The sequence below is a fragment of the Massilia sp. genome (assembly GCF_046293535.1).
Taxonomy (GTDB): Bacteria; Pseudomonadota; Gammaproteobacteria; order Burkholderiales; family Burkholderiaceae_D; genus Telluria.
In genome coordinates this window covers 237080-259375 of sequence record NZ_JBKBOV010000001.1, presented here as the reverse complement: position 1 = coordinate 259375, position 22296 = coordinate 237080, and the positions used below count along the sequence as shown (strand labels likewise).

The following is a 22296-nucleotide window of genomic DNA, read 5'->3' as shown; positions in this document are numbered from 1 at the left end:
ACCATCGCATGAAATTATGCGACGAGGGAAGCCTTTGATTTGAAGGAAAGAAGTAGATCAGAGAAGCTGGCGGAAAATGCGACAGGAGGCACTGCTTGCATTGACGGGCTGGCCGCTGTTCGGCTATCATCGTGGGCTTTCCCTTTGCTCGGGGAAATAATAAGGCAGAGTCCGCTGCAACAAGGGCGGAACCACCACAGTGAGCATTTAACCTATTAGGAAGTCAACATGAAAACTTTTTCCGCTAAGGGCCATGAAGTCCAGCGCGACTGGTTTGTGATTGACGCGACGGACTTGGTCCTCGGACGTGTTGCCAGCGAAGTGGCACTCCGACTGCGCGGCAAGCACAAGCCGGAGTTCACTCCGCACGTCGATACCGGCGACTACATCATCGTCGTCAATGCAGGCAAACTCCGCGTGACCGGCACCAAGGCCACCGAGAAGACCTACTACCGTCACTCGGGCTACCCGGGCGGTATCTACGAAACCAACTTCCTGAAAATGCAACAGCGCTTCCCGGGCCGTGCCCTGGAAAAGGCTGTCAAAGGCATGCTGCCGAAGGGCCCGCTGGGCTACGCCATGATCAAGAAGCTGAAAGTGTACGCGGAAGGCACCCACCCGCACGCAGCACAGCAACCTCAAGCACTGACCCTCTAAGGAACTGACATGATCGGTAACTACAACTACGGCACCGGCCGTCGCAAGAGTGCAGTCGCTCGCGTGTTCATCAAGGCCGGCACCGGCCAGATCATCGTGAACGGCAAGCCGGCTTCGGAATACTTCTCGCGCGAAACCGGCCTGATGGTCATCCGTCAGCCGCTGGAACTGACCGGCAACGTCGAGCGTTTCGACATCAAGGTCAACGTGCACGGCGGTGGCGAGTCGGGCCAGGCAGGCGCCGTCCGTCACGGCATCACCCGCGCCCTGATCGACTACGACGCAGGCCTCAAGGGCGACCTGGCACGCGCCGGTTTCGTCACCCGTGACGCCCGTGAAGTCGAGCGTAAGAAAGTCGGCCTGCGTAAAGCACGCCGCGCCAAGCAGTTCTCGAAGCGTTAATCGTTTCTCTGCTTGCTGGCAGCGCCTCCGGGCGCTGCTGCGAAAGCCGTCCTCCGCAAGGTGGGCGGCTTTTTGTTTTTGGGCCGCGTTTTGCGTTCGTTCATGCAGCCGGAATTGCCAGATTCATCATTATTCGCCAATATTCATCTTCCAAGTCATGCATGAATTGCCAAGAATGTGCCATTCCATTGACGTTCAGGAAAGGCTCACATGAATTTTGGCGAAAGATTGAAGCAGATCCGCACTGACGGCGGACTGACCCAGCCGCAGTTCGCACAGCTGGCCGGTATCGAGCAGTCCTATCTGTCCAAGCTGGAAAACGACAAGTCGGTCCCCTCGGCCGACATGTTCACCACCATCGTCTCGGCCCTGGAGATGGATGCGCCGAGCTTCCTGCAGGAGGTCGACAAGGAAGCGCTGGCAACAAGCCTGCGCCATATCCCCGCAGTGAGCCAGTTCGCTGCCGGCGAGGTGAAGGCGCGGGTCAATCATACGAGGCACTGGCTGTTCGGCTCGGCCGCCGCCTGGATTCTCGGCTTTGCGATGATGCTGGCCGCGAACGACGGCATCTTTTTTTCGAACAAGCTCTACAAGTACAGCTCGCCCGGCGTGATCCTTCCCGGCGAAGCCGAGAACGTCTTCAGCTCCTGGCGGGAAGTCCTGGCGCAGCAACTGCTTGCCAAGATCATCACGATCGAAGAGATGGGGAAGCGCTCGGCCGAATTCGTGGCGACACGTGCGCGGCCGGTGACGGTGGAGTGGCCGGACAGCCGCGGCACGGTGTATGTCGAGCCGGCGGAAAACGGCCGCCGCCGCTTCGAGCTGGTCGATACCAGGCATGTCGAGGCGCCGGGCAACCGCATCCTTCACTACCTGGGCGCGATCGTGGTGCTGTGCGGCTTCGTCGGCCTGTTCATCGAATGGCGCCTGCGCCGCATGAAAAATAAATAACGTCAACAAAAGGAGACCTCATGTCGCAGATCCGTACCTTCTTTGCCGGCGCCACCACCATGGCCGCGCTTCTCGCCGCCATCGTGACCCTGAGCGGCGCCAGCGATCCGGGCCGCCGCGCCAGCTTCGACGAGATCACCGTCGGCCGCATCAACATCGTCGAGCCGGACGGCACCAAACGCCTGATCATCTCGAACAAGGCCCAGTTCCCGGGCGACTTCCAGCAAGGTAAAGAAGGCGCGCGCCCGAACCGGAGCGACGTCGCCGGCATGCTGTTCATCAACGAGGAGGGGACGGAGAACGGTGGCCTGATCCAGAAGGGCAGTATTCGCGCCGACGGCCGCATATCGTCCGGCCTGTCGCTCACCTTCGACCGCTTCCGCCAGGACCAGGCCCTGCAACTGATGAACAACGACAGCGCCAGCTATCAGCAGACCGGCATCAGCATCAATGACGTGCCCTACTACGAGCTCGCCGCGGTGACCGACATACGGCGCTTCCGTGAGGAGAGCAGCAAACTGCCGCAGGCGGAGCAACGCGCTTACTGGGACAAGCTGGCCAATGAAGGACGCCTGAACCAGAATCGCATCTGGCTCGGCAATACCGGCGACAAGGGCTCGACCCTGCAGCTGAAAGACGCGAAAGGCCGGACCCGCATGATGCTGCTGGTATCCGCCGACGGCAAGGCGGAAATCCGGATGCTGGACGAGCAGGGCAAGGTCAGCAGGTCGATCACGCCGGACTCGAAAGGCTGAGGCCGCTCGCAGCCGCCTTGCAAAGAATATTTGCCTTTGGAGTCATAAGTGCAAATATTCTTTGCATGCCCATACTTCCTTCCATGATGCCCCTGGCGCACGCATTTTTCACCGCTGTTAAAATGCAGCCTCGTCCTGAAAAGGTCATTCTTACATCACGAAGGAACAGAACATGATCAAAGTTGGCATCGTTGGCGGAACCGGATACACGGGCGTGGAATTGCTGCGGCTGTTGGCCGTGCATCCCGACGTGCAGCTGACGGCGATCACCTCGCGCAAGGAAGACGGCCTGCCGGTGGCCGACATGTTCCCCTCGCTGCGCGGCGTCGTCGACCTGGCCTTCTCGAGCCCGGACAAGGCCGACCTGACCGGGTGCGACGTGGTGTTCTTCGCCACCCCGCACGGCGTGGCCATGGCCCAGGCCCCGGCGCTGCTGGCGGCCGGCGTCAAGGTCATCGACCTGGCGGCCGACTTCCGCCTGAAGGACCAGGCCACGTTCGAGAAGTGGTACAAGATCCCGCACACCGCGCCGGAACTGATCGAGGAAGCCGTGTACGGACTGCCCGAACTGAACCGCGACGATATCAAGGGCGCCCGCCTGATCGCCAACCCGGGCTGCTACCCGACCACCATGCAGCTCGGCTTCGTGCCGCTGCTCAAGGCCGGCCTGATCGATGCGGGCAGCCTGATCGCCGACTGCAAGTCGGGCGTCTCGGGCGCCGGCCGCAAGGCCGAGATCGGCACGCTGTTCTCGGAAGCGAGCGACAACTTCAAGGCCTACGGCGTGCACGGCCACCGCCACACCCCGGAAACCTCGGCCCAGTTGGCGCGCTACACCGAGCAGAAGGTCGGCCTGATCTTCACCCCGCACCTGGTGCCGATGATCCGCGGCATGCACGCGACCCTGTACGCGCGCCTCACCAAGGACATCGACGACGCCGCGCTGCAGGCCCTGTTCGAAGATACCTACAAGGACAGCGAATTCGTGGACGTGATGCCCTTCGGCTCGCATCCGGAAACCCGCTCGACCCGCGGTTCGAACATGCTGCGCCTGGCGCTGCACCGTCCGGAAGGCGCTAACACCGTCGTCATCCTGGTGGTGCAGGACAACCTGGTCAAGGGCGCCTCGGGCCAGGCCGTGCAGTGCATGAACCTGATGTTCGGCCTGGATGAGGCGACCGGCCTGAAGCAGGTCGCGCTGCTGCCCTGATGTTTCCCTTGCCGCGCGGCTTCTGCCCGCGCGGCATCCCCCTCCTTTCCCTACATTCCGGCAACACGCCACCCCAAACGATCTAGATCAAGGCCACTCTTGTTGAGAACGGTAAATTGACCGATGCACAGGTTGATTTCAGCGCCACGGGATGGACCGTCGGCGTCCTACTGGAAGGGGTGGAACATGTTTGGTCGACAAGTAAAGAGTGAGATTGACAGCCTGGTCGGCATCTCGGCCCGGATCGAGGGCGACCTGTGCTTTACCGGAGGGCTGCGCATCGACGGCGAGGTGCACGGCAACGTGGTCGCCGCGGACGGCGCCGACAGCATGCTGATCGTGTCGGAACACGCCCGGATCGAGGGCGAGGTACGCTGCGCCAGCCTGGTGGTCAACGGCTACATATCCGGATCGGTATATTCGTCAGAACTGCTTGAATTACAGCCGAAAGGCCGCATACATGGTGATGTACATTACCGTTTGCTCGAAATGCACGGCGGGGCGCTCGTGACCGGGAAACTGACCCACGAACCCGCGGGCGAGCCGGTGTTTCATCTGGCCGACGCCGAGCCGTCCCTGACGGCCGGCTAGGCAGCATGAGTTGCGCCAACGGTCTATAATGGGCGCAATTCGTATTTCACCAGGAGTGTTTCATGACCGCAGTCGCCGAAGTGCAAGAGCACGACACGATCCCCGTTCCGATCAACTTCACCGACAGCGCCGCACAGAAAGTTGCCCAGCTGATCGAGGAAGAAGGCAATCCCGACCTCAAGCTGCGCGTGTTCGTGCAGGGTGGCGGTTGCTCCGGCTTCCAGTATGGCTTTACCTTTGACGAAATCGTCAACGAAGACGACACCACCATGGAAAAGAATGGTGTCCAGCTGCTGATCGACTCGATGAGCTACCAGTACCTGGTCGGTGCCGAGATCGACTACAAGGACGACCTCGAAGGCGCCCAGTTCGTGATCAAGAACCCGAACGCCACCTCGACCTGCGGCTGCGGTTCTTCGTTCTCCGCCTGATCTTCCCCCAGGCAGCCCGGTGGTCCGGGCAGTCGACGGCCCGGTTCATCCGGGCCGTTCCTTTTTCAGGCCCGCACATCGGGGTCAGGTCTGACATTTAGACACGGACTGAACAGTACAGCAGAGTAACGCTTGAGCTCGTGTCCGAATGTCAGACCTGACCCCCAGGGATGGACCCCCAGGGATGATTAGGCTGGATACAGCGCGCCGAGGATGCGCGGGCCGCGTGCGCCGGTAACGGCCGGCAGATTGCCTGGCTCGCGCTGGAGGAAACGCCAGCCCAGCCAGGCGAAGGCGAGCGCCTCGACCCGGTTCGGCGCGATGCCGAGCGCCGCCGTCGATTCCACGGTTGCGCCGCCCAGCGCCGCGCCGATCTCGCGCAGCAGGGTGGCGTTGTAGGCGCCGCCGCCGCACACATACACCGCATCCACAGCCGCGTGCTCGCCGCGGATGGCGTCGGCGATCGTCACCGCCGTCAGGCGGGTGAGCGTGGCCATCACGTCCTGTGCCGCGAGTCCGCTAAAGTCTTTCAGTTTGGCATCAAGCCAGCCGTCATGGAACAGGTCGCGCCCGGTGCTCTTGGGCGCCGGCTGGCGGAAGAAGGGCTCGTCCAGCAGCGCATCGAGCAGCGGCTGCTGCACGCTGCCAGTGGCGGCCCAGGCGCCGCCCTCGTCGTAGGCCTTGCCGAGGTGGCGGCCGACCCACAAATCCATCAAAACATTGCCCGGCCCGGTATCGAAACCGGTGACGCGGCCGTCGCCGTGCAGCACGCTGATGTTGCCGATCCCGCCGATGTTGACCACCACCCGGGCCGTGCCCGGCTTCCCGAAGGCGGCCTCGTGGAAGGCCGGCACCAGCGGCGCGCCCTGGCCGCCGGCCGCGATGTCGCGGCTGCGGAAGTCGGCGATCACGTCGATCCCCGTCAGTTCGGCCAGCAGGGCAGGGTTGTTGGTCTGGCGCGTGAAACCCAGTTCCGGGCGGTGGCGGATGGTCTGGCCGTGCACGGCCACGGCCGCAACCGGCCCGCCCGCCTGGGGCAGCAACTGGCGCACGCAGTCGGCATAGCACAGGGCCAGGGCGTTGGCAGCCAGCGCTTCGCGCTCGAGTTCGTTCTCGCTGGCGGCCTGCAGGGCCATCAGCTCGCTGCGCAGCGCGGGCGGAAAGGGTGTGAAGGCTGCGGCGAGGCTGCGGATGCCGCCGCCGGCGAAGTCGGCCAGCACGCCGTCCACACCGTCGAGGCTGGTGCCGGACATCAGGCCGATGGTCAGGGACGAAATCTCGCTCATGTGCATTCTCCTTATTGGGCAAGCGGACAGCGGTGTGCTGGGCGCCGAGCAACTCATGCGCCGCCCAGCATACTAAACGCTGGAGCCGCTTGACGGAAGCGCAAAAGGGCTTGCAAGTTCGTTCACTTAGATAACGAACAGATATTAAACCGTTGTTTATTAACGTCTTTTTCTTATTGAAGCGTTCACTTTTGCGGTATTTTGTTTGTGTACTTACGGCAAAGTTTGTTGATTAGAGTAAATTCTCTAGAGCCGGAGGCCAAAGCTTGACAGGGCCGACGTATCCGGAAGCCCTTCATTTTTCGTATTTGCAAAATCGACATGAAATTCAATAACTTGAACATCGGTACCCGGCTCGGCATCGCTTTCGCCGCCATTCTCCTTCTCGCGGCCATCATGCTGGCAACTGCTCTGTGGCAGCTCGGACGTATTGCCGACGCCAAAGCGGTTATGACGGACACCACGACCAAAGTCGGTCTTGCCGACCAGTGGCTGCAAGGCATCGCCACCAACAGCGTGCGGACCATGGCGAAGCTGCAAAGCACGGACCCGGCCGACGAGGCAGTTTACGAACAGGAAATGAAGGCTGTCAGCGCGAACGTCAGCAAGGTGCAGAAAGAGCTCGAAGCCATGGTGAAAAGCGAGCACGGCAAGGAATTGCTGAAAGCCGTGGCGGAGCAGCGCAAGCGCTATTCCGCGATCCGCGACGAAGCTTTCCGTCGCAAAGCGGAGCTTGGCACAGTCGACCCGGCGCTCAAGGCGTTCGCGAGCGAGAAGGTAGCGCCCGAAATGCGGCAGTACGTGCGCACCGTGGAAGACGTGGTGGCATATCAGGGGAAATTGTTTAGCGAGGCCAACGCCACGATCGACGCATTGCAGGCAAGTGCACAACGGTTGCTGGTCGGTACCGGGATCGCGGCGCTGGTGTGCGGCGGGCTGTTCGCACTGTTCCTGACCCGTAGCATTACGCGCCCCCTGGCCGACGCCGTCGCGCTTGCCGAGCAGGTTGCTTCCAAAGACTTGAGCGCCGACATACAGGTGTCGGGCCGCGACGAGGTCGGTCAACTGCTCGCGGCGCTCAAGCGCATGAACGACAGCCTGCTGACCACCGTGAACGAAGTACGCGCCGGCACCGAGACCATCGTCAGTGCCTCGCAACAGATCGCCTCCGGCAACCTCGACCTCTCGTCCCGTACCGAGCAGCAGGCCGGTTCGCTGGAAGAGACGGCATCGTCGATGGAGGAGCTGACCAGTTCGGTTCGCCAGAATGCCGACAACGCGCGCCAGGCGAATGCGCTGGCCCAGGCGGCTTCCGAGATCGCGGTGCGTGGCGGCAAGGTGGTATCGGACGTGGTGACGACCATGGAGTCGATCAACGCTTCCTCGAAGAAGATCGGCGACATCATCGCGGTGATCGACGGGATCGCCTTCCAGACCAATATCCTGGCCTTGAATGCGGCGGTCGAAGCCGCGCGTGCCGGGGAGCAGGGCAGGGGTTTTGCGGTGGTCGCGTCGGAAGTGCGCAATCTTGCGCAACGCTCGGCAGGGGCGGCCAAGGAGATCCGTAGCCTGATCGCGGATTCGGTGGAAAAAGTGGATGCCGGTGGGCGCCTGGTCGACCAGGCTGGCGCCACCATGCAAGAGATCGTCCAGGGGATCACGCGCGTGACCGATGTCATGGCTGAAATCACGTCGGCCAGTGCCGAGCAGGCGCTCGGTATCGAGCAGATCAATGCCGCGATCACGCAGATGGACGACGTCACGCAGCAGAATGCGGCCCTGGTCGAAGAAGCGGCCGCCGCGGCGGCATCGATGCAGGACCAGGCGAGTTCGCTCGCTGCGCTGGTCCATACCTTCAAGGTGGACGCTGTTTCCGCGCATGCGCGCCCGGCCCCCGGCCAGCGTGCCGGCGCGCCCTCGCTGCGCCTGGGCCTGGCAAGCGCTTGAGGGTCGGGCAGCGCCATCGAAGCGCTGCCCGGTGCAAGGATTGGTGGAGCAGCGGGGCGTAAGGCCTACTTCTGGGGCCGCGGCACGGGATTCTCTTCCGCCGACCAGATAACCGCGGCGATCTTCCACCCGTTCTCGGTGCGGACCATTTGCCAGCTTTCCTTGCCCCAGTTGTTGCGGTAATCGCCGACCATGAAGCTGTAGTCGAACAGCACCTGGGCCATCTCGCCGTCGGTATCGATGCGCACGTTCTCGAAGGTTTCAGTCCTTGCTTCCGGGGCACGGGCAATCGACTCGATGAACTTGCGCGGGGTCGCGGCCTGTATCTTGGGTGAGGGCTGCGCCGGATCCTTCAGGCTGGCGCGGTAGCGCGCCACGCTGCCGTCGGTGTAGACGCCGACCCAGGTAATGTCTTCGCGCAGGAACAGGCGCATGAAGCCTTCCTTGTCCTTGTCGGCCATGGCCTTGCCGAAAGCCTTGATCACCGCTTCGATCTTCTGCCGGCTTTCCGCCGGGTTTTCCGCAAGCGCAGGCGGCGCGGCGGCTGCGAACAGGGCCAGGCCCAGGGCGGCGGTGGCGAGAATGGGTTTCATCGGGTCTCCTGTATATAGAGTAGGTGCTCACGGGCGCGCCGCGAAGAACTGGCTGTTGACGCTGTGGCGCGGCATGCCGAGCTGTTCGGGCTTCTTCATCAGGTAGTCGAAGCCGCCGCGCTCGCCCTTCAGGGCGCCATTCAGGAAGTTGAGGACATAGCGTGCGCTCTGGGCATAAGACTGGGCCACTTCGTCGCGCGTGTAGTCGCCGAAGTCGAGCGGGTCGAGGCGCAGGTAGCTGGTGCCGAAATACACGTGTTCCATTGCATACATCGTCAGCAGGTAGACGTCGGCGCCCGTCATCTTCTGCAGGATGCTGCCCGAGTGGTCCGGCTTGTGCTTCAGTCCGCGTTCGAAGGGCTGCGGCCGCTGCGCCAGGTAGAGCACGGGCGTGCGCAGCTGCTCCGGCTTCAGGTAGGGCACTTTCTCGATCATGGCATGCGCATACCGCACCGAACCGTCCAGGCAGACCAGGGCCTTGATGCGCTCGTCCTGGGCGGCGGCCAGCACGTTGGCCATGCCGCCCCAGGAAAAGCCGACGACCGCCAGGCGGCTGGTGTCGAGCTGCGGCAGCGATTGCGCGTAAGCGACCAGGAAGCGGATGTCGGCCGCCTGGGCTTCGGCGTGCGCCAGGTCGGCTTTCTGCCAGCGCCCGTCGATGCCCAGCGCCGGGCTGGCGATCACGACATAGCCGTGGCTGGCCAGGAATTCCATCATCTCGGCATTTTCAAACACGTTGCTGCTCAGGCTGGGCGAGTAGATCACCACCGGGTACTTGCCCGGCAGAGCAGGCGCATCGCGCACCGCCCAGCGGCCGTCGCGCCGTTCGGCCGCGACCTGGGCGGCGGGTTTTCCTTCAGTAACGATCTTCAGCCACCCCGCCAGCACCTTGTCCCGCTCAGCCGGGGAGCGGGTGAAATCGTCGTCCCAGCCCAGCAATTGAAGGTAGTCGTCGTAGCGCATCGCCTGGCCGCCTTTCACCGCCGGATACCAGATGGCGGTCTGGATCGGACGCGGTTTGCGCACGCCCTCCGGCGCGCTGGCCGGATAGGTGCGGCTCGGGTCGGCCTGCTGGACCGTGCGGAAGCCGACGCCGAATGCACCTGGCTGGTTAAGGAAGGGAAAAGCCTGCTGGGCGCCGGAAGGCGCACTGATAAAAACGAGCAAGATACATGCGATGAGCCTGAACACGGGACCTCCATTCATGTTGATGTTCATGAACTCTAACACCGATCAGCAATAAAACTTCCACTTGATGGCAATTAAAATGCCATTTCATGGAATCCATGACTGCTGCATAAATGTGGAGGCCAAAGCAAACGCCCCGCGGCATGCACGATGCGGCGGGGCGTTCAGGGAAGCGGGATGGCTTAGCGTGCGGCCATCGCGTTGCCGCTCGGGGTGAGCAGCGAGAAGCGGTGGTTCATCTCGGCGGCGGCCATGCGGAAGCGGGCCAGTTCGGCCTGGCTCAGCGGCTGCTGGGCCAGCGACTTGAACTTCTCCGGATTCTGGGCCTTGCCGGCGACGCGGAACTCGTAGTGCAGGTGCGGGCCGGTCGACCAGCCGGTCGAGCCGACATAGCCGATCACCTGGCCCTGGGTCACCTTGGCGCCCTTGCGCACGCCCGGAGCGAAACGGCTCATGTGGGCGTAGGCGGTGCTGTAGTTCGACCAGTGCTTCAGGACGACCTGGTTGCCGTAGCCGCCGCTGTTGCCGGCAAAATCGATGACGCCGTCGGCGACCGCGCGGATCGGCGTGCCGGTCGAGGCGGCGTAGTCGACGCCCTTGTGCGCCTTCCACTTGCCCGAGATCGGGTGCACGCGCATCGAGAAGCCCGAGGAAATGCGCGAGAACTGCAGCGGCGACTTCAGGAAGGCTTTCTTCAGGGACTTGCCGTCCAGGCTGTAGTAGCCGCCCTGCTTGGTGACCGGGTCTTCGTACCAGACCGACTGGTAGGCCACGCCGCGGTTGACGAATTCGCCTGCCAGGATACGGCCGGTCTTGACCATTTCGCCGTCGAGCCAGAAGGTTTCGTAGACGACGCTGAAACGGTCGCCGCGCTTGAGGTCGGAGCGGAAGTCGATGTTGGTCGAGAACATCTCGATCATCTGGCCGACCACCGAGTCCGGCATGCTGCCGCCGTCGACGTTGGAGTCGGTCGCCGAATACAGCGAGGTGACGATTTCACGCGAACGCATCTCGACGCGGCGCTCCAGCTTGGCCGGGGCCTCCGTGGCGACGAATTTCTCGCCCTGGCGCTCGACCGTGATCTGGCGCGCATCGCCGGCCTTGCCGTCGACGATCGTGGCGCGCATCGACAGCAGCAGGCCATGTTCATCGGTTTCGGCCTGGATGCGCTTGCCGGTCTTGAGCGACAGCAGGCGGCGGGCGGTCTTGTCGGTGCGGAGGAATTTCTGGGCGTCGGCGTCGTTGACGCCAAGGCGGGTGAAGAGGGAGCCGAGCGAGTCGCCCGGTCGGATGCGCTCTTCGTGGATGAATTGCTGCTCGGTTTGCTGGAGGGCGGCGATCTGGTCTGCGAGGTTCGGCAGTTCCAGGTCTTGTTGGATCGAGGTGACCGGCATGTCTGCCGCGTCGGGAGCGATCGGGGCGACTGCGACCGCGCCGAATGCAAACACGCTCAGGAGTGCGGCGCCGGCGCTCACGATGCGCGCCTTGCGCGTTCGCGGAAGCAGCTGGAGCAGGCTCTTGCCAGTGATTTTATGTATAGGGTTCATGCAATCAGTTAAAATTTGCGGCTGAACTTCTAGGGATCCAGTTTCTTATCGTTCTGCAAAGTTTTCTGCAGGAAACTGAAAAACGATCGTGAATTATACCAAAAGAAGTGGTCCTACAACCGTCTTAGCAAATTTCCTACACGAATATTCCACTCGCATATATGACTTCCAATGTTTCGTCCGGTAGCGGCGCTCCGGTAAATTCTTCCGCCCCACTGCCGTTGACGGACAAGGTGCTCGAGGCGCTGGCCATTGCCAAACGCGGTGTCGATGAACTGCTGATCGAAAGCGAATTCGCCCAGAAACTGGCGCGTTCCGAACAGTCGGGCAAGCCGCTGCGCATCAAGCTGGGCCTGGACCCGACCGCGCCCGACCTGCACCTTGGCCACACCGTGGTGCTGAACAAGATGCGCCAACTGCAAGACCTGGGGCACCAGGTGATCTTCCTGATCGGCGACTTCACCTCGATGATTGGCGATCCGTCGGGCCGCAATGCCACGCGTCCGCCGCTGACCCGCGAGCAGGTCGAGGAAAACGCCATGACCTATTTCCGTCAGGCCTCGCTGGTGCTGGACGCCGCGCGCACGGAAATCCGCTACAACTCCCAATGGTGCGACCCGCTGGGCGCGCGCGGCATGATCCAGCTCGCCTCGCGCTATACCGTGGCCCGCATGATGGAGCGCGACGATTTCACCAAGCGCTACAAGAGTGGGACCCCGATCGCGGTGCATGAGTTCCTCTACCCTTTGATGCAGGGCTACGATTCGGTCGCTTTGCAGTCGGACCTGGAACTTGGGGGCACCGACCAGAAGTTCAACCTCCTGGTTGGCCGTGAGTTACAGAAAGATTATGGCCAGGAACAGCAGTGCATCCTGACCATGCCGCTGCTGGAAGGCCTGGACGGCGTCGAGAAGATGTCCAAGTCCAAGAACAACTACATCGGCATCACCGAAGCGCCGAACACCATGTTCGGCAAGCTGATGAGCATTTCGGACGACATGATGTGGAAGTACTACGACCTGCTGTCCTTCCGCTCGATCGCCGAGATCGCCCAGGTCAAGGCAGGGGTAGCCGGTGGCGCCAACCCGCGCGATGCGAAAGTGGCGCTCGGCAAGGAAATCGTCGCACGCTTCCACTCGGCCCAGGCTGCCGAGGACGCGCTGGCCGATTTCGTCAACCGCTCGAAGGGCGGCATCCCGGACGACGTGCCGGAAGTGTCGCTGTCGGGCGCGCCGCTGGGCGTGGCCCAGTTGCTGAAAGCGGCCGGCCTGTGCGCCTCGACCTCGGAAGCCATGCGCATGGTCGACCAGGGCGGCGTACGCATCGACGGCGCCGTGGTCGGCGACAAGGGCTTGCAGGTCGGGGCGGGCACTTTCGTGATGCAGGTGGGCAAGCGCAAGTTCGCGCGCGTCACCCTGTCGGCATGATCGGCCTGCTGCAGCGGGTCAGCGAAGCCAGCGTACGCGTCGACGGCGAGCTCGTCGGCGCGATCCAGGCCGGCCTGATGGTGCTGGTGTGCGCCGAGAAAGGCGATACCGAGCGCGAAGCCGAGGCCTTGCTGGCCAAGCTGCTGGGCTACCGCGTGTTTTCCGACGATGCCGGCAAGATGAACCGCAGCATCAGCGACACGGGCGGCGGCCTGCTGCTGGTGCCGCAGTTCACCCTGGCGGCCGACACCAAATCGGGCACGCGTCCCTCGTTCTCGCCGGCGGCTGCGCCGGAAGACGGGCGGCGCCTGTTCGAGCATGTCGTGCGCCGGGCCCGCGAACGCCATGGCATTGTCGAGACCGGCAGATTCGGCGCGGACATGAAAGTTTCACTCATCAACGATGGTCCCGTCACTTTCTGGCTGCGGGTTGATCCTGTCGCGGTAAGTGGTGCACAGCGCTGAAACCCCTGCCGTCAGCGAGGGTCAATAGCAAGGAGGCTGGGAGGGCATATGCGAATCTGGAGCGATTCATTCACCGAGGGCGGGCCGATCCCGCCGCGATGCGCATTCGCGGTGGGCGACCCGGACAGCCACGTCAGGCTGTCCGACAACCGCAGCCCGCATCTCGCCTGGGACGATGTGCCTGCCGGCACCAAGTCCCTGGTACTGATCTGCCACGACCCCGACGTGCCGTCCGTCGGCGACGACGTCAACCAGGAAGGCAAGACCGTTCCCGCAGCCCTGCCGCGGGTAGACTTCTTCCACTGGTCGCTGGTCGACATTCCGGTCTGCCTGAAATCGCTGGCCGAAGGCATGTTCTCCGACATGGTCACGCCGCACGGCAAGCCGGGTCCGCTGGTGCCGTTCACGATCAAGAACGGCACCGAGCACCAGCTGCGACAGGGCATCAACGACTACACCGGCTGGTTTGCGAGCGACCCGACCATGGCGGGCGAATATTACGGTTATGATGGCCCGTGCCCGCCCTGGAACGACGAGCGCGTGCATACCTATGTGTTTACAATCTATGCCCTCGACATCCCGCGCCTGCCGCTGGTCGGCCGCTTCAGCGGCGCCGAACTGCGCCTGGCGATCCGCGGGCATATCCTGGACGAAGCGCGCACCTTCGGCGTGTATTCCCTGAATCCTGACGTAGCTGCCACATTGACGACCTGAACCCGCGAGGTTCGGGCAAACGAACCTCATGCTTTCGAATAAGAACCCAACTGCACCGACGACCGTCCTCCTGATCCGCCATGGCGAAACCGCCTGGAATGCCGAGAAGCGCCTCCAGGGCCACCTCGACATCGCCCTCAATGCCGAGGGCGAGCGCCAGGCTGCCCTGCTGGGCGCCGCGCTCGCGGCCGAGCCGATCGATCACATCATCTCCAGCGACCTGCAGCGCGCGCGCCAGACCGCCGAGGCCATTGCCCGCGTGCGCGGGGCGCAGGTCGGGATCGACCCGGCGCTGCGCGAGCGTTGCTATGGCGGCTTCGAAGGCTTGCTCTACAGCGAGATCGCAGTGCGTTTCCCGCGCGAGTTCGCGGCCTGGCAGGCGCGCGACGTGGATGCCGAACTGCCGCCGGGGACCAACCAGGGGGAAAGCTTCCGCGCATTCTTCGAGCGCGTGAGCGCGGCGATCGCGCGCCATGTGGCGGCGCATCCGGGCAAGACCCTTGCGCTGGTGGCGCATGGCGGGGTGCTGGAGTGCGCCTACCGCGCGGCGCTCGGTTTGCCACTGGAGACGCCGCGCGATTTCAAGGTATTGAATGCCAGCGTGAACCGTTTCGTGGTGGAGGAGGGCAGGCTGCGGCTACTGAGCTGGGGCGAGGTTTCTCACTTGCAGCCGGCCGTGCTGGACGATCTGGGCTAGGCGCCTACCCGCACTCTTCACCCCTGCCAATATCACACGCGCAACAATCCTGAAAAATTCTGCCGCTATTTTGAGCAGCGAATGAGGTAAAATACTAGGTTCCCCGAGAAACTTTCGAGACTTTTCCGCTGTGCAAATCGGTCCTTACATCCTGCGTAACAATGTTTTCGTCGCTCCCATGGCCGGGGTGACGGACCGCCCGTTCCGCCAGCTGTGCAAGCAGCTGGGCGCCGGCTACGCGGTGTCCGAAATGGCGGCCTCGAACCCGCGCCTGTGGGCCAGCGAGAAGACCTCGCGCCGCACCGACCATGCCGGGGAAATGGAACCGAAGGCGGTGCAGATCGCCGGCGCCGATCCGAAAGACCTGGCCGACTGCGCGAAATTCAACGTCGAGCGCGGCGCCCAGATCATCGACATCAACATGGGCTGCCCGGTGAAGAAAGTGTGCAACAGCTGGTGCGGCTCGGCCCTGCTGCAGCACGAGGACCTGGTCGAGCGCATCCTGCATGCCGTGGTGGAGGCGGTCGACGTGCCGGTCACCCTGAAATTCCGCACCGGCTGGGACCGCCAGAACAAGAATGCCTTGACCATCGCCCGCATGGCCGAACAGGCCGGCATCGCGATGCTGACCCTGCACGGGCGCACCCGCGCCGACGGCTACAAGGGCGAGGCCGAGTACGACACCATCCGCGCCGTGAAGGCGGCGGTGGGCATTCCGGTGGTCGCCAACGGCGACATCACGACGCCGGAAAAGGCGAAGTACGTGCTCGACTACACCGGCGCCGATGCCGTCATGATCGGGCGCGCCGCCCAGGGCCGCCCCTGGATCTGCCGCGAGATCGACCACTACCTGCGCACGGGCGAGCATCTGCCTGCGCCGCTGGTCGAGGAAGTACGCGCCCTGATGAACGAACACCTGCCGGCGCACTATGCCTTCTATGGCGAGTACGTCGGCGTGCGCACCGCCCGTAAACACATCGGGTGGTATGTGCAGGACTTGCCGGGCGGGGAGGAGTTCCGTCAGCGCATGAATCTGCTGGAATCGACTGCCGAGCAACTGGCTGCGGTCGACGCATTTTTCAAATCGCAGTTACGGCTGGGCGAGCGGTTACAATACCGGCCCGCGCATCCTGCCGCGCATGTTACGGATGCTGCGATCGCAGCATAAGCAGCAGTAATAGCAGCACCAAAAGCAGTCATAAGAATCAGAATAAAACGGGGACACGCGGCGCCAACCAGCGCAGCGGGCAATCATTAACCAGGATGAAGCAGCAGAGAACATGAGCAAAGAAAGTATCCAGGAAGTCGTCCAGAAGAGCCTCGAGGACTATTTCAACGATCTGGGCGAGCAGAAGCCGACGAACATCTACGACATGATGGTGCTGACGGTCGAAAAGCCGGTCCTTGAAGTGGTCATGACGCGCGCCGACGGCAACCAGTCGCACGCCGCGCAGATGCTGGGCATCAACCGGAATACTTTGCGCAAGAAACTCCAGGAGCACGGGCTCCTCTAAAGCTCTTTGCATGGCGTGGCCGTGCGTCTGGGCGCGGCCGGTTCGCCGTCCGCCGCCTTCGTCGATTGACGGGCGCAAGAATTTTCAACCACAGGCCTCACCATGATCAAACAAGCACTGATTTCCGTTTCCGACAAAACCGGCGTCCTCGACTTCGCGAAGGCACTGGCTGCCCTCGGCGTCAACATCCTGTCCACTGGCGGCACCGCCAAGCTGCTGCAGGAAAATGGCGTGCAAGTCACTGAAGTCGCCGACTACACCGGTTTCCCGGAAATGCTCGATGGCCGGGTCAAGACCCTGCACCCGAAGGTGCACGGCGGCATCCTGGCGCGCCGGGACTTGCCGGAGCACGTCGCCAAGCTCGACGAGCACGGCATCCCGCAGATCGACATGGTCGTGGTCAACCTGTACCCGTTCCAGCAGACCGTCGCCAAGCAGGAATGCTCGCTGGAAGACGCGATCGAGAACATCGACATCGGCGGCCCGACCATGCTGCGCTCGGCGGCCAAGAACCACCGCGACGTGGTCGTGATCGTCGACCCGGCCGACTACGGCGTGGTGCTGGCGGAGATGAAGGGCACCGGCACTGAAGCAGGCCCGGTGAGCTACGAGACCAAGTTCCGCCTGGCGAAAAAAGTGTTCGCCCACACCGCCCAGTACGACGGCGCGATCACCAACTACCTGACCAGCCTGGGCGAGGACCGCGCGCACGCGACCCGCTCGAGCTATCCGCAGACCCTGAACATGAGCTTCGAGAAGGTCCAGGACATGCGCTACGGCGAGAACCCGCACCAGGGCGCCGCCTTCTACCGCGACCTGGTCGCCACCCCGGGCGCGCTGGCCAACTACCGCCAGCTGCAGGGCAAGGAATTGTCGTACAACAACATCGCCGACGCCGACGCGGCCTGGGAATGCGTCAAGACGCTGGGTGGCCTCGGCCAGCCGGCGGGCTGCGTGATCGTCAAGCACGCCAACCCCTGCGGCGTGGCGATCGGCGTCGATGCGCTGGACGCCTACACCCGCGCGCTGCAGACCGATCCGACCTCGGCCTTCGGCGGCATCATCGCCTTCAACGTCGAGGTCGACGCTAGAGCCGCGGAAGCGCTGGCCAAGCTGTTCGTCGAAGTGCTGATCGCACCGTCCTTCACCGCCGAGGCGCGGAGAATCATGGCGGCCAAGCAGAACGTGCGCCTGCTGGAAATCCCGCTGGGCGACGGCCAGAACGCCTACGACCTCAAGCGCGTCGGCGGCGGCGTGCTGGTGCAGGCGCCGGACGCGAAAAACGTGGGCCTGGGCGACCTGCGCGTGGTCAGCAAGAAGCAGCCGACCCAGCAGCAGCTGCAGGACCTGATGTTCGCCTGGCGCGTGGCCAAGTTCGTCAAGTCGAACGCGATCGTGTTCTGCGCGGGCGGCATGACCCTGGGTGTCGGCGCCGGCCAGATGAGCCGCATCGACTCGGCGCGCATCGCCTCGATCAAGGCGCAGAACGCCGGCCTGTCCCTGGCGGGTTCGGCAGTGGCCTCGGATGCCTTCTTCCCGTTCCGCGACGGCCTCGACGTGGTGGTGGATGCGGGCGCGACCTGCGTCATCCACCCGGGCGGCTCGATGCGTGACCAGGAAGTCATCGATGCGGCGGACGAGCGGGGCGTGGTGATGCTGTATACCGGTACCCGTCACTTCCGCCACTGATCTGATTGAACTTGGGCCCCGGCCTGCGCCGGGGCGACGGTCTTTGGGCTAACGGCAAACTCAAACAACGTCATCCCGGCGAAGGCCGGGATCCAAGTTCGTCGCACAGCTGTCCAACTTCTTACTGCCACAAAGCCAACGCTCCACTGTGTTTTTGCACAGTATTTTTCCCACGAACACCCCGCAGCCGTATATCATTCCACAATGATTATTCTCGGCATCGACCCGGGCCTGCGCACGACGGGCTTCGGCGTCATCGAAAAACACGGCACAAAGCTGCGCTACATCGCGTCCGGCACCATCAAGACCGGCACCGAGGGGGCGCTGCCGCCGCGCCTCAAAGTGATCCTGAACGGCGTGGGCGAAATCGTCTCCGCTTACCAGCCCACCTGCGCGGCCATCGAAAAAGTCTTCGTGAACGTGAACCCGCAATCGACGCTGCTGCTGGGCCAGGCGCGCGGCGCCGCCATCACGGCCCTGGTCGGGGCCGACCTCGACGTCGCCGAATACACGGCGGTGCAGGTCAAGCAGGCCGTGGTGGGCACCGGCAAGGCCGCCAAGGCCCAGGTGCAGGACATGGTGTCGCGCCTGCTCAAGCTCCCCGGACTGCCGGGCACCGACGCCGCCGACGCCCTTGGGGTGGCGATCTGCCACGCCCACAGCATCGACACGCTGTCGCTGGTCGGCGCGCTGTCGCCGACGACTCCCGCGCTGCGCATGAAACGCAGCCGCCTCGTCTAAGAACAATAGGACAACAACATGATCGGTCGCCTCTCCGGAATCCTGCTCGAAAAAGCGCCGCCGCACGTGCTGGTGGATTGCAACGGCGTCGGCTATGAAGTCGACGTGCCGATGAGCACCTTCTACAACCTGCCGCACACCGGCGAAAAGGTGGTGCTGTTCACCCACCTGGTCGTGCGCGAAGATGCGCACCTGCTGTTCGGCTTCGGCAGCGCGTCCGAACGCGCCTTGTTCCGCCAGTTGATCAAGATCACCGGCATCGGCGCGCGCATGGCGCTGGCGATCCTGTCGGGCATGTCGGTGGCCGACCTGTCGCAGGCCGTCACCCTGCAGGAAACCGGGCGCCTGGTGAAGATTCCCGGCATCGGCAAGAAGACCGCCGAGCGCCTGCTGCTGGAACTGAAGGGCAAGCTGGGCGCCGACATCGGCGTGGTGGGCGGCGCGGTGCGCGACGATGCCCAGGCCGACGTGCTCAATGCGCTGATCGCTTTGGGGTATTCTGACAAGGAAGCGCTCCTGGCCATCAAGAACATGCCAGCCGGTTCGAGCGTCTCCGACGGCATCAAGTTCGCCCTGAAGGCACTCTCTAAGGCGTAAGAAGGCATGAGCATCCAGACCGACAATTTCACCGAGCAGCGCGTGATCGACGCGGCGCCGGCTTCGCCCAACGAGGAGGCGATCGAACGCGCCTTGCGTCCCAAGCAGCTCGACGAGTACGTCGGCCAGGCCAAGATCCGCGACCAGCTCGAAATCTTCATTTCCGCCGCGCGCAAGCGCCGCGAAGCGCTCGACCACACGCTGCTGTTCGGCCCGCCGGGCCTGGGTAAAACCACGCTGGCCCACATCATCGCGCGCGAGATGGGCGTGAACCTGCGCCAGACTTCCGGCCCGGTGCTGGAGCGCCCGGGCGACCTGGCGGCGCTGCTCACCAACCTCGAGCCGAACGACGTGCTCTTCATCGACGAGATCCACCGCCTGTCGCCGGTGGTCGAGGAGATCCTGTACCCGGCGCTGGAGGACTACCAGATCGACATCATGATCGGCGAGGGCCCGGCCGCGCGTTCCGTGAAGCTCGACCTGCAGCCCTTCACCCTGGTCGGCGCCACCACCCGCGCCGGCATGCTGACCAATCCGCTGCGCGACCGTTTCGGCATCGTGGCGCGCCTGGAGTTCTACAACGTCGACGAACTGACCAAGATCGTCGCCCGCAGCGCCGCGCTGCTCGAGGCCCCGATCAACGAAGCGGGCGCGCGCGAGGTGGCCAAGCGCGCGCGCGGCACGCCGCGTATCGCCAACCGCCTGCTGCGCCGCGTGCGCGACTACGCGGAAGTGAAGGGCACCGGCGAGATCACCGTCGAGATGGCCGACCGCGCCCTCAAGATGCTCGACGTCGACACCGTCGGCTTCGACGTCATGGACCGCAAACTCCTGGAAGCGGTGCTGTTCAAGTTCGCCGGCGGCCCGGTGGGCATCGGCAACCTGGCGGCGGCGATCGGCGAGGCGGCCGACACCATCGAGGACGTGCTCGAACCGTACCTGATCCAGCAGGGCTACCTGCAGCGCACCCCGCGCGGGCGTATCGCCACGCCGCTGGCCTACCAGCACTTCGGCGTCACGGCGCCGCGTATCAGTCCCACGGGCGACCTGTGGGACAACCTGCCGCCCGCCTGAGGCGTGTCAGTGGCATTGTCACCACTCGACAGAAAGATATTTAACAATAAGTCGTTGTGCTCTTGCGACCGCCAGGCGTAGCATCGTCTGGCGGGCACGACGCTATAGGAACGGCCCGGGCGCATGCGCGCTGCTCGTGGCCGACACGATCGGCGCCTTGCCTGTCGAATCCTGATGCAAGGAGCCGTGATGAGCAAGAGAAGAACCTTCCTTCGGATTGCTTCCAGCATGGGTGTCTTCGCATGCGTGGGGAGCACGCTCCCGAAGCGTGCACAGGCCCAATCCGGACTCAACGCGAATGTGCATTACATCGATCCGAGCGTCGCCGGTCCGGGCGATGGAACGCTCGCCAATCCTTACCGCTCGTGGGCCAGTGTGACCTGGACACCCGGCCATACCTACCTGCAAAAGCGCGGTACGACGTATTCGGGCCTCTTTCAGCTGTCCGCAAGCGGCACGGCACAGCAGCGCATCACCATCGGCGCCTATTACCGGTCCGATGGCAGCGACGACAACGCGCGGCCGAAGCCGGTGATCGTCCTGCCGGGGGCGCCGGCCACGCCTGCCGGCGGCGCATCGATCGCCGCCTACCGGCAGGAGCGTGATTTCGTGACCTACCGTCATCTGGACATCCGGAATACCGCCATGCCGGACGGAAGCGACGTGGCGATCATTTGGCTTGGCAATGACTGCGTCTTCGAGAACAACAACCTGACCTCGAACAGTGCCGGCGTGGTGATCTACGAAAAAAATCGCGTGACCGTGTCCAATTGCGTGCTGGACGTCATCAGCAACGGTCCAGACTACGGCAACCAGGGCATCCTGGCAGCCGGAACTACCAACATGGATGATATCCGCCTGCTCAGCAATACTGTCCGGCACCGTGGCGGCGGCTCGGCGGCTTCCTACGGCATTCGCTGCGAGACCTACAACGGTGCCAGTTTCCTGAACCGCCTGGTGCTTCGCGGGAACCGCGTTTCTCCGCCACCAGGTGTCGCCTATAACGCGAACCGTCGCGCGATCGGTATCTATCTTGTCCAGGCCCAGGCTGCCACAGTCGACAGGAATACCGTGACCGGTATGCTCACCGGCATCTTCATCAACGGTGGCGATCGCAGTTACGTGGGCAATAACAACTGCAGCAACAATATGAATTTCGGCATTCATATCAGCGGCCTCGCCAAGGCTTACCTCATCGAGCGCAACATCTGCAACGCCAATGGCGGGACCTTGACCAGCACCTATTACGGGCGAGGTATCGAATTGTCGTCGAAGGTCGGCCAGGATGCGGTATCCGGGCATACGATCCGCTACAACACCTGCAGGTTCAACTATAACTATGGCGGTCCACTGGACAACGGTTCGGAGGGCGTCGGCATCGGGGTGGACGACGGGGCCAGCAAGTGTTCGATCTACGGAAACATCGTCTCGAACAACGAAGGCAACGGCATTCAGATGTACGGCGGCGGCGACCGGGCCAGGTGGCCGGACACGGGCGGCCACACGATCCAGGCCAACTGGCTGGATTCGAACTGCAGCTTTTCCGTCCTGAACCGGCGCAATGGAGGAAAAACTCCCAGCCCATTCCAGGCACATATCGCCCTGGCCTACATTTACGGCAGCCCTACTGTCGTTGCCAGGAACACCTTCCTGGGAAAAACCAGCATGCGGGTGTACACCGACGGTACGGATGCGAACGTCACGGTGGTCGGCAGGGGCTGACCGGGCCTGGTCCCGGTGGCGCATGACAAATGTCATGATAAAGCGATGGCGCCTGCTTCTACCGGCGCCATCGCCGTTTTCGCATACTGGCTTCACACC

At 63.4% G+C, this 22296-nt stretch carries 23 protein-coding genes; 19 read left to right on the top strand and 4 right to left on the bottom strand.

What is annotated here, in order from left to right; translation table 11 throughout:
- Positions 1–228: 228 nt before the first annotated feature.
- The 7 genes from rplM to erpA all read left to right on the top strand — a co-directional run bounded on the left by rplM (position 229) and on the right by erpA (position 4997).
- Positions 229–657: a 50S ribosomal protein L13 gene (rplM, locus tag ACK4S9_RS01200; RefSeq protein WP_036210443.1), complete on the top strand. Its 429-nt coding sequence runs from the start codon at positions 229–231 to the stop codon at positions 655–657.
- 9 nt (positions 658–666) lie between these two features.
- On the top strand, positions 667–1059 hold the full coding sequence (gene rpsI / locus ACK4S9_RS01195) for a 30S ribosomal protein S9 (RefSeq protein WP_005667904.1): 393 nt from the start codon (positions 667–669) through the stop codon (positions 1057–1059).
- A gap of 210 nt (positions 1060–1269) precedes the next feature.
- A complete protein-coding gene (locus ACK4S9_RS01190; protein ID WP_409720458.1) occupies positions 1270–2010 on the top strand; it encodes a helix-turn-helix domain-containing protein in 741 nt (246 codons plus the stop codon).
- 20 nt (positions 2011–2030) lie between these two features.
- Positions 2031–2765 (top strand): hypothetical protein, encoded by a 735-nt coding sequence (locus ACK4S9_RS01185; RefSeq protein ID WP_409720456.1) that lies wholly within the window; start codon positions 2031–2033, stop codon positions 2763–2765.
- Between the two features lie 172 nt (positions 2766–2937).
- Positions 2938–3975, top strand: coding sequence for an N-acetyl-gamma-glutamyl-phosphate reductase (gene argC / locus ACK4S9_RS01180; RefSeq protein WP_409720454.1), 1038 nt, complete (start codon positions 2938–2940; stop codon positions 3973–3975).
- Between the two features lie 186 nt (positions 3976–4161).
- Positions 4162–4566 (top strand): polymer-forming cytoskeletal protein, encoded by a 405-nt coding sequence (locus ACK4S9_RS01175; RefSeq protein ID WP_409720452.1) that lies wholly within the window; start codon positions 4162–4164, stop codon positions 4564–4566.
- A 62-nt stretch (positions 4567–4628) separates the two neighbouring features.
- A complete protein-coding gene (gene erpA, locus ACK4S9_RS01170; protein ID WP_227799879.1) occupies positions 4629–4997 on the top strand; it encodes an iron-sulfur cluster insertion protein ErpA in 369 nt (122 codons plus the stop codon).
- Positions 4998–5185: 188 nt separating this feature from the next.
- On the opposite strand, the gene ACK4S9_RS01165 is transcribed toward erpA, so the two are convergent.
- Positions 5186–6283: an anhydro-N-acetylmuramic acid kinase gene (locus ACK4S9_RS01165; protein ID WP_409720450.1), complete on the bottom strand. Its 1098-nt coding sequence runs from the start codon at positions 6281–6283 to the stop codon at positions 5186–5188.
- 321 nt (positions 6284–6604) lie between these two features.
- On the opposite strand from ACK4S9_RS01165, the gene ACK4S9_RS01160 reads away from it, so the two are divergent.
- Complete coding sequence (locus ACK4S9_RS01160) at positions 6605–8230, top strand: methyl-accepting chemotaxis protein (RefSeq protein ID WP_409720448.1); 1626 nt, start codon at positions 6605–6607, stop codon at positions 8228–8230.
- A gap of 65 nt (positions 8231–8295) precedes the next feature.
- Here ACK4S9_RS01160 and ACK4S9_RS01155 read toward each other — a convergent pair whose 3' ends face one another.
- The 3 genes from ACK4S9_RS01155 to ACK4S9_RS01145 form a co-directional block, all read right to left on the bottom strand.
- Complete coding sequence (locus tag ACK4S9_RS01155) at positions 8296–8823, bottom strand: YybH family protein (protein ID WP_409720446.1); 528 nt, start codon at positions 8821–8823, stop codon at positions 8296–8298.
- Positions 8824–8850: 27 nt separating this feature from the next.
- On the bottom strand, positions 8851–9990 hold the full coding sequence (locus ACK4S9_RS01150) for an alpha/beta hydrolase family protein (RefSeq protein ID WP_409720444.1): 1140 nt from the start codon (positions 9988–9990) through the stop codon (positions 8851–8853).
- 203 nt (positions 9991–10193) lie between these two features.
- Positions 10194–11558 carry a M23 family metallopeptidase gene (locus tag ACK4S9_RS01145; protein ID WP_409720442.1) on the bottom strand — a complete coding sequence of 455 codons (1365 nt, stop codon included), beginning with the start codon at positions 11556–11558 and terminating at the stop codon, positions 10194–10196.
- Positions 11559–11719: 161 nt separating this feature from the next.
- Between ACK4S9_RS01145 and tyrS the strand changes: the two genes are divergently transcribed.
- The 11 genes from tyrS (at position 11720) to ACK4S9_RS01090 (ending at position 22197) form a co-directional block, all read left to right on the top strand.
- A complete protein-coding gene (gene tyrS / locus ACK4S9_RS01140) occupies positions 11720–12985 on the top strand; it encodes a tyrosine--tRNA ligase (RefSeq protein WP_409720440.1) in 1266 nt (421 codons plus the stop codon).
- Entirely contained in the window at positions 12982–13449 is a 468-nt protein-coding gene (gene dtd, locus ACK4S9_RS01135) for a D-aminoacyl-tRNA deacylase (protein ID WP_409720438.1), read from the top strand. Before tyrS ends, dtd begins: the two co-directional genes overlap by 4 nt.
- A 48-nt stretch (positions 13450–13497) precedes the next feature.
- Positions 13498–14163 carry a YbhB/YbcL family Raf kinase inhibitor-like protein gene (locus ACK4S9_RS01130; RefSeq protein WP_409720436.1) on the top strand — a complete coding sequence of 222 codons (666 nt, stop codon included), beginning with the start codon at positions 13498–13500 and terminating at the stop codon, positions 14161–14163.
- A gap of 28 nt (positions 14164–14191) precedes the next feature.
- Entirely contained in the window at positions 14192–14860 is a 669-nt protein-coding gene (locus tag ACK4S9_RS01125) for a histidine phosphatase family protein (protein WP_409720434.1), read from the top strand.
- A gap of 130 nt (positions 14861–14990) precedes the next feature.
- Complete coding sequence (gene dusB / locus ACK4S9_RS01120) at positions 14991–16028, top strand: tRNA dihydrouridine synthase DusB (protein WP_409720432.1); 1038 nt, start codon at positions 14991–14993, stop codon at positions 16026–16028.
- A gap of 112 nt (positions 16029–16140) precedes the next feature.
- Entirely contained in the window at positions 16141–16374 is a 234-nt protein-coding gene (locus tag ACK4S9_RS01115) for a helix-turn-helix domain-containing protein (RefSeq protein ID WP_027865797.1), read from the top strand.
- 102 nt (positions 16375–16476) lie between these two features.
- On the top strand, positions 16477–18063 hold the full coding sequence (purH, locus tag ACK4S9_RS01110) for a bifunctional phosphoribosylaminoimidazolecarboxamide formyltransferase/IMP cyclohydrolase (RefSeq protein ID WP_409720429.1): 1587 nt from the start codon (positions 16477–16479) through the stop codon (positions 18061–18063).
- Positions 18064–18267: 204 nt separating this feature from the next.
- On the top strand, positions 18268–18804 hold the full coding sequence (ruvC, locus tag ACK4S9_RS01105; RefSeq protein WP_409720426.1) for a crossover junction endodeoxyribonuclease RuvC: 537 nt from the start codon (positions 18268–18270) through the stop codon (positions 18802–18804).
- 18 nt (positions 18805–18822) lie between these two features.
- Entirely contained in the window at positions 18823–19401 is a 579-nt protein-coding gene (gene ruvA, locus ACK4S9_RS01100) for a Holliday junction branch migration protein RuvA (RefSeq protein WP_409720424.1), read from the top strand.
- 6 nt (positions 19402–19407) lie between these two features.
- A complete protein-coding gene (gene ruvB / locus ACK4S9_RS01095; protein WP_281912894.1) occupies positions 19408–20475 on the top strand; it encodes a Holliday junction branch migration DNA helicase RuvB in 1068 nt (355 codons plus the stop codon).
- A 189-nt stretch (positions 20476–20664) separates the two neighbouring features.
- The gene (locus tag ACK4S9_RS01090; protein WP_409720422.1) at positions 20665–22197 is read left to right on the top strand and encodes a right-handed parallel beta-helix repeat-containing protein; all 1533 of its coding nucleotides are present in this window, start codon (positions 20665–20667) and stop codon (positions 22195–22197) included.
- Positions 22198–22296: the final 99 nt, after the last annotated feature.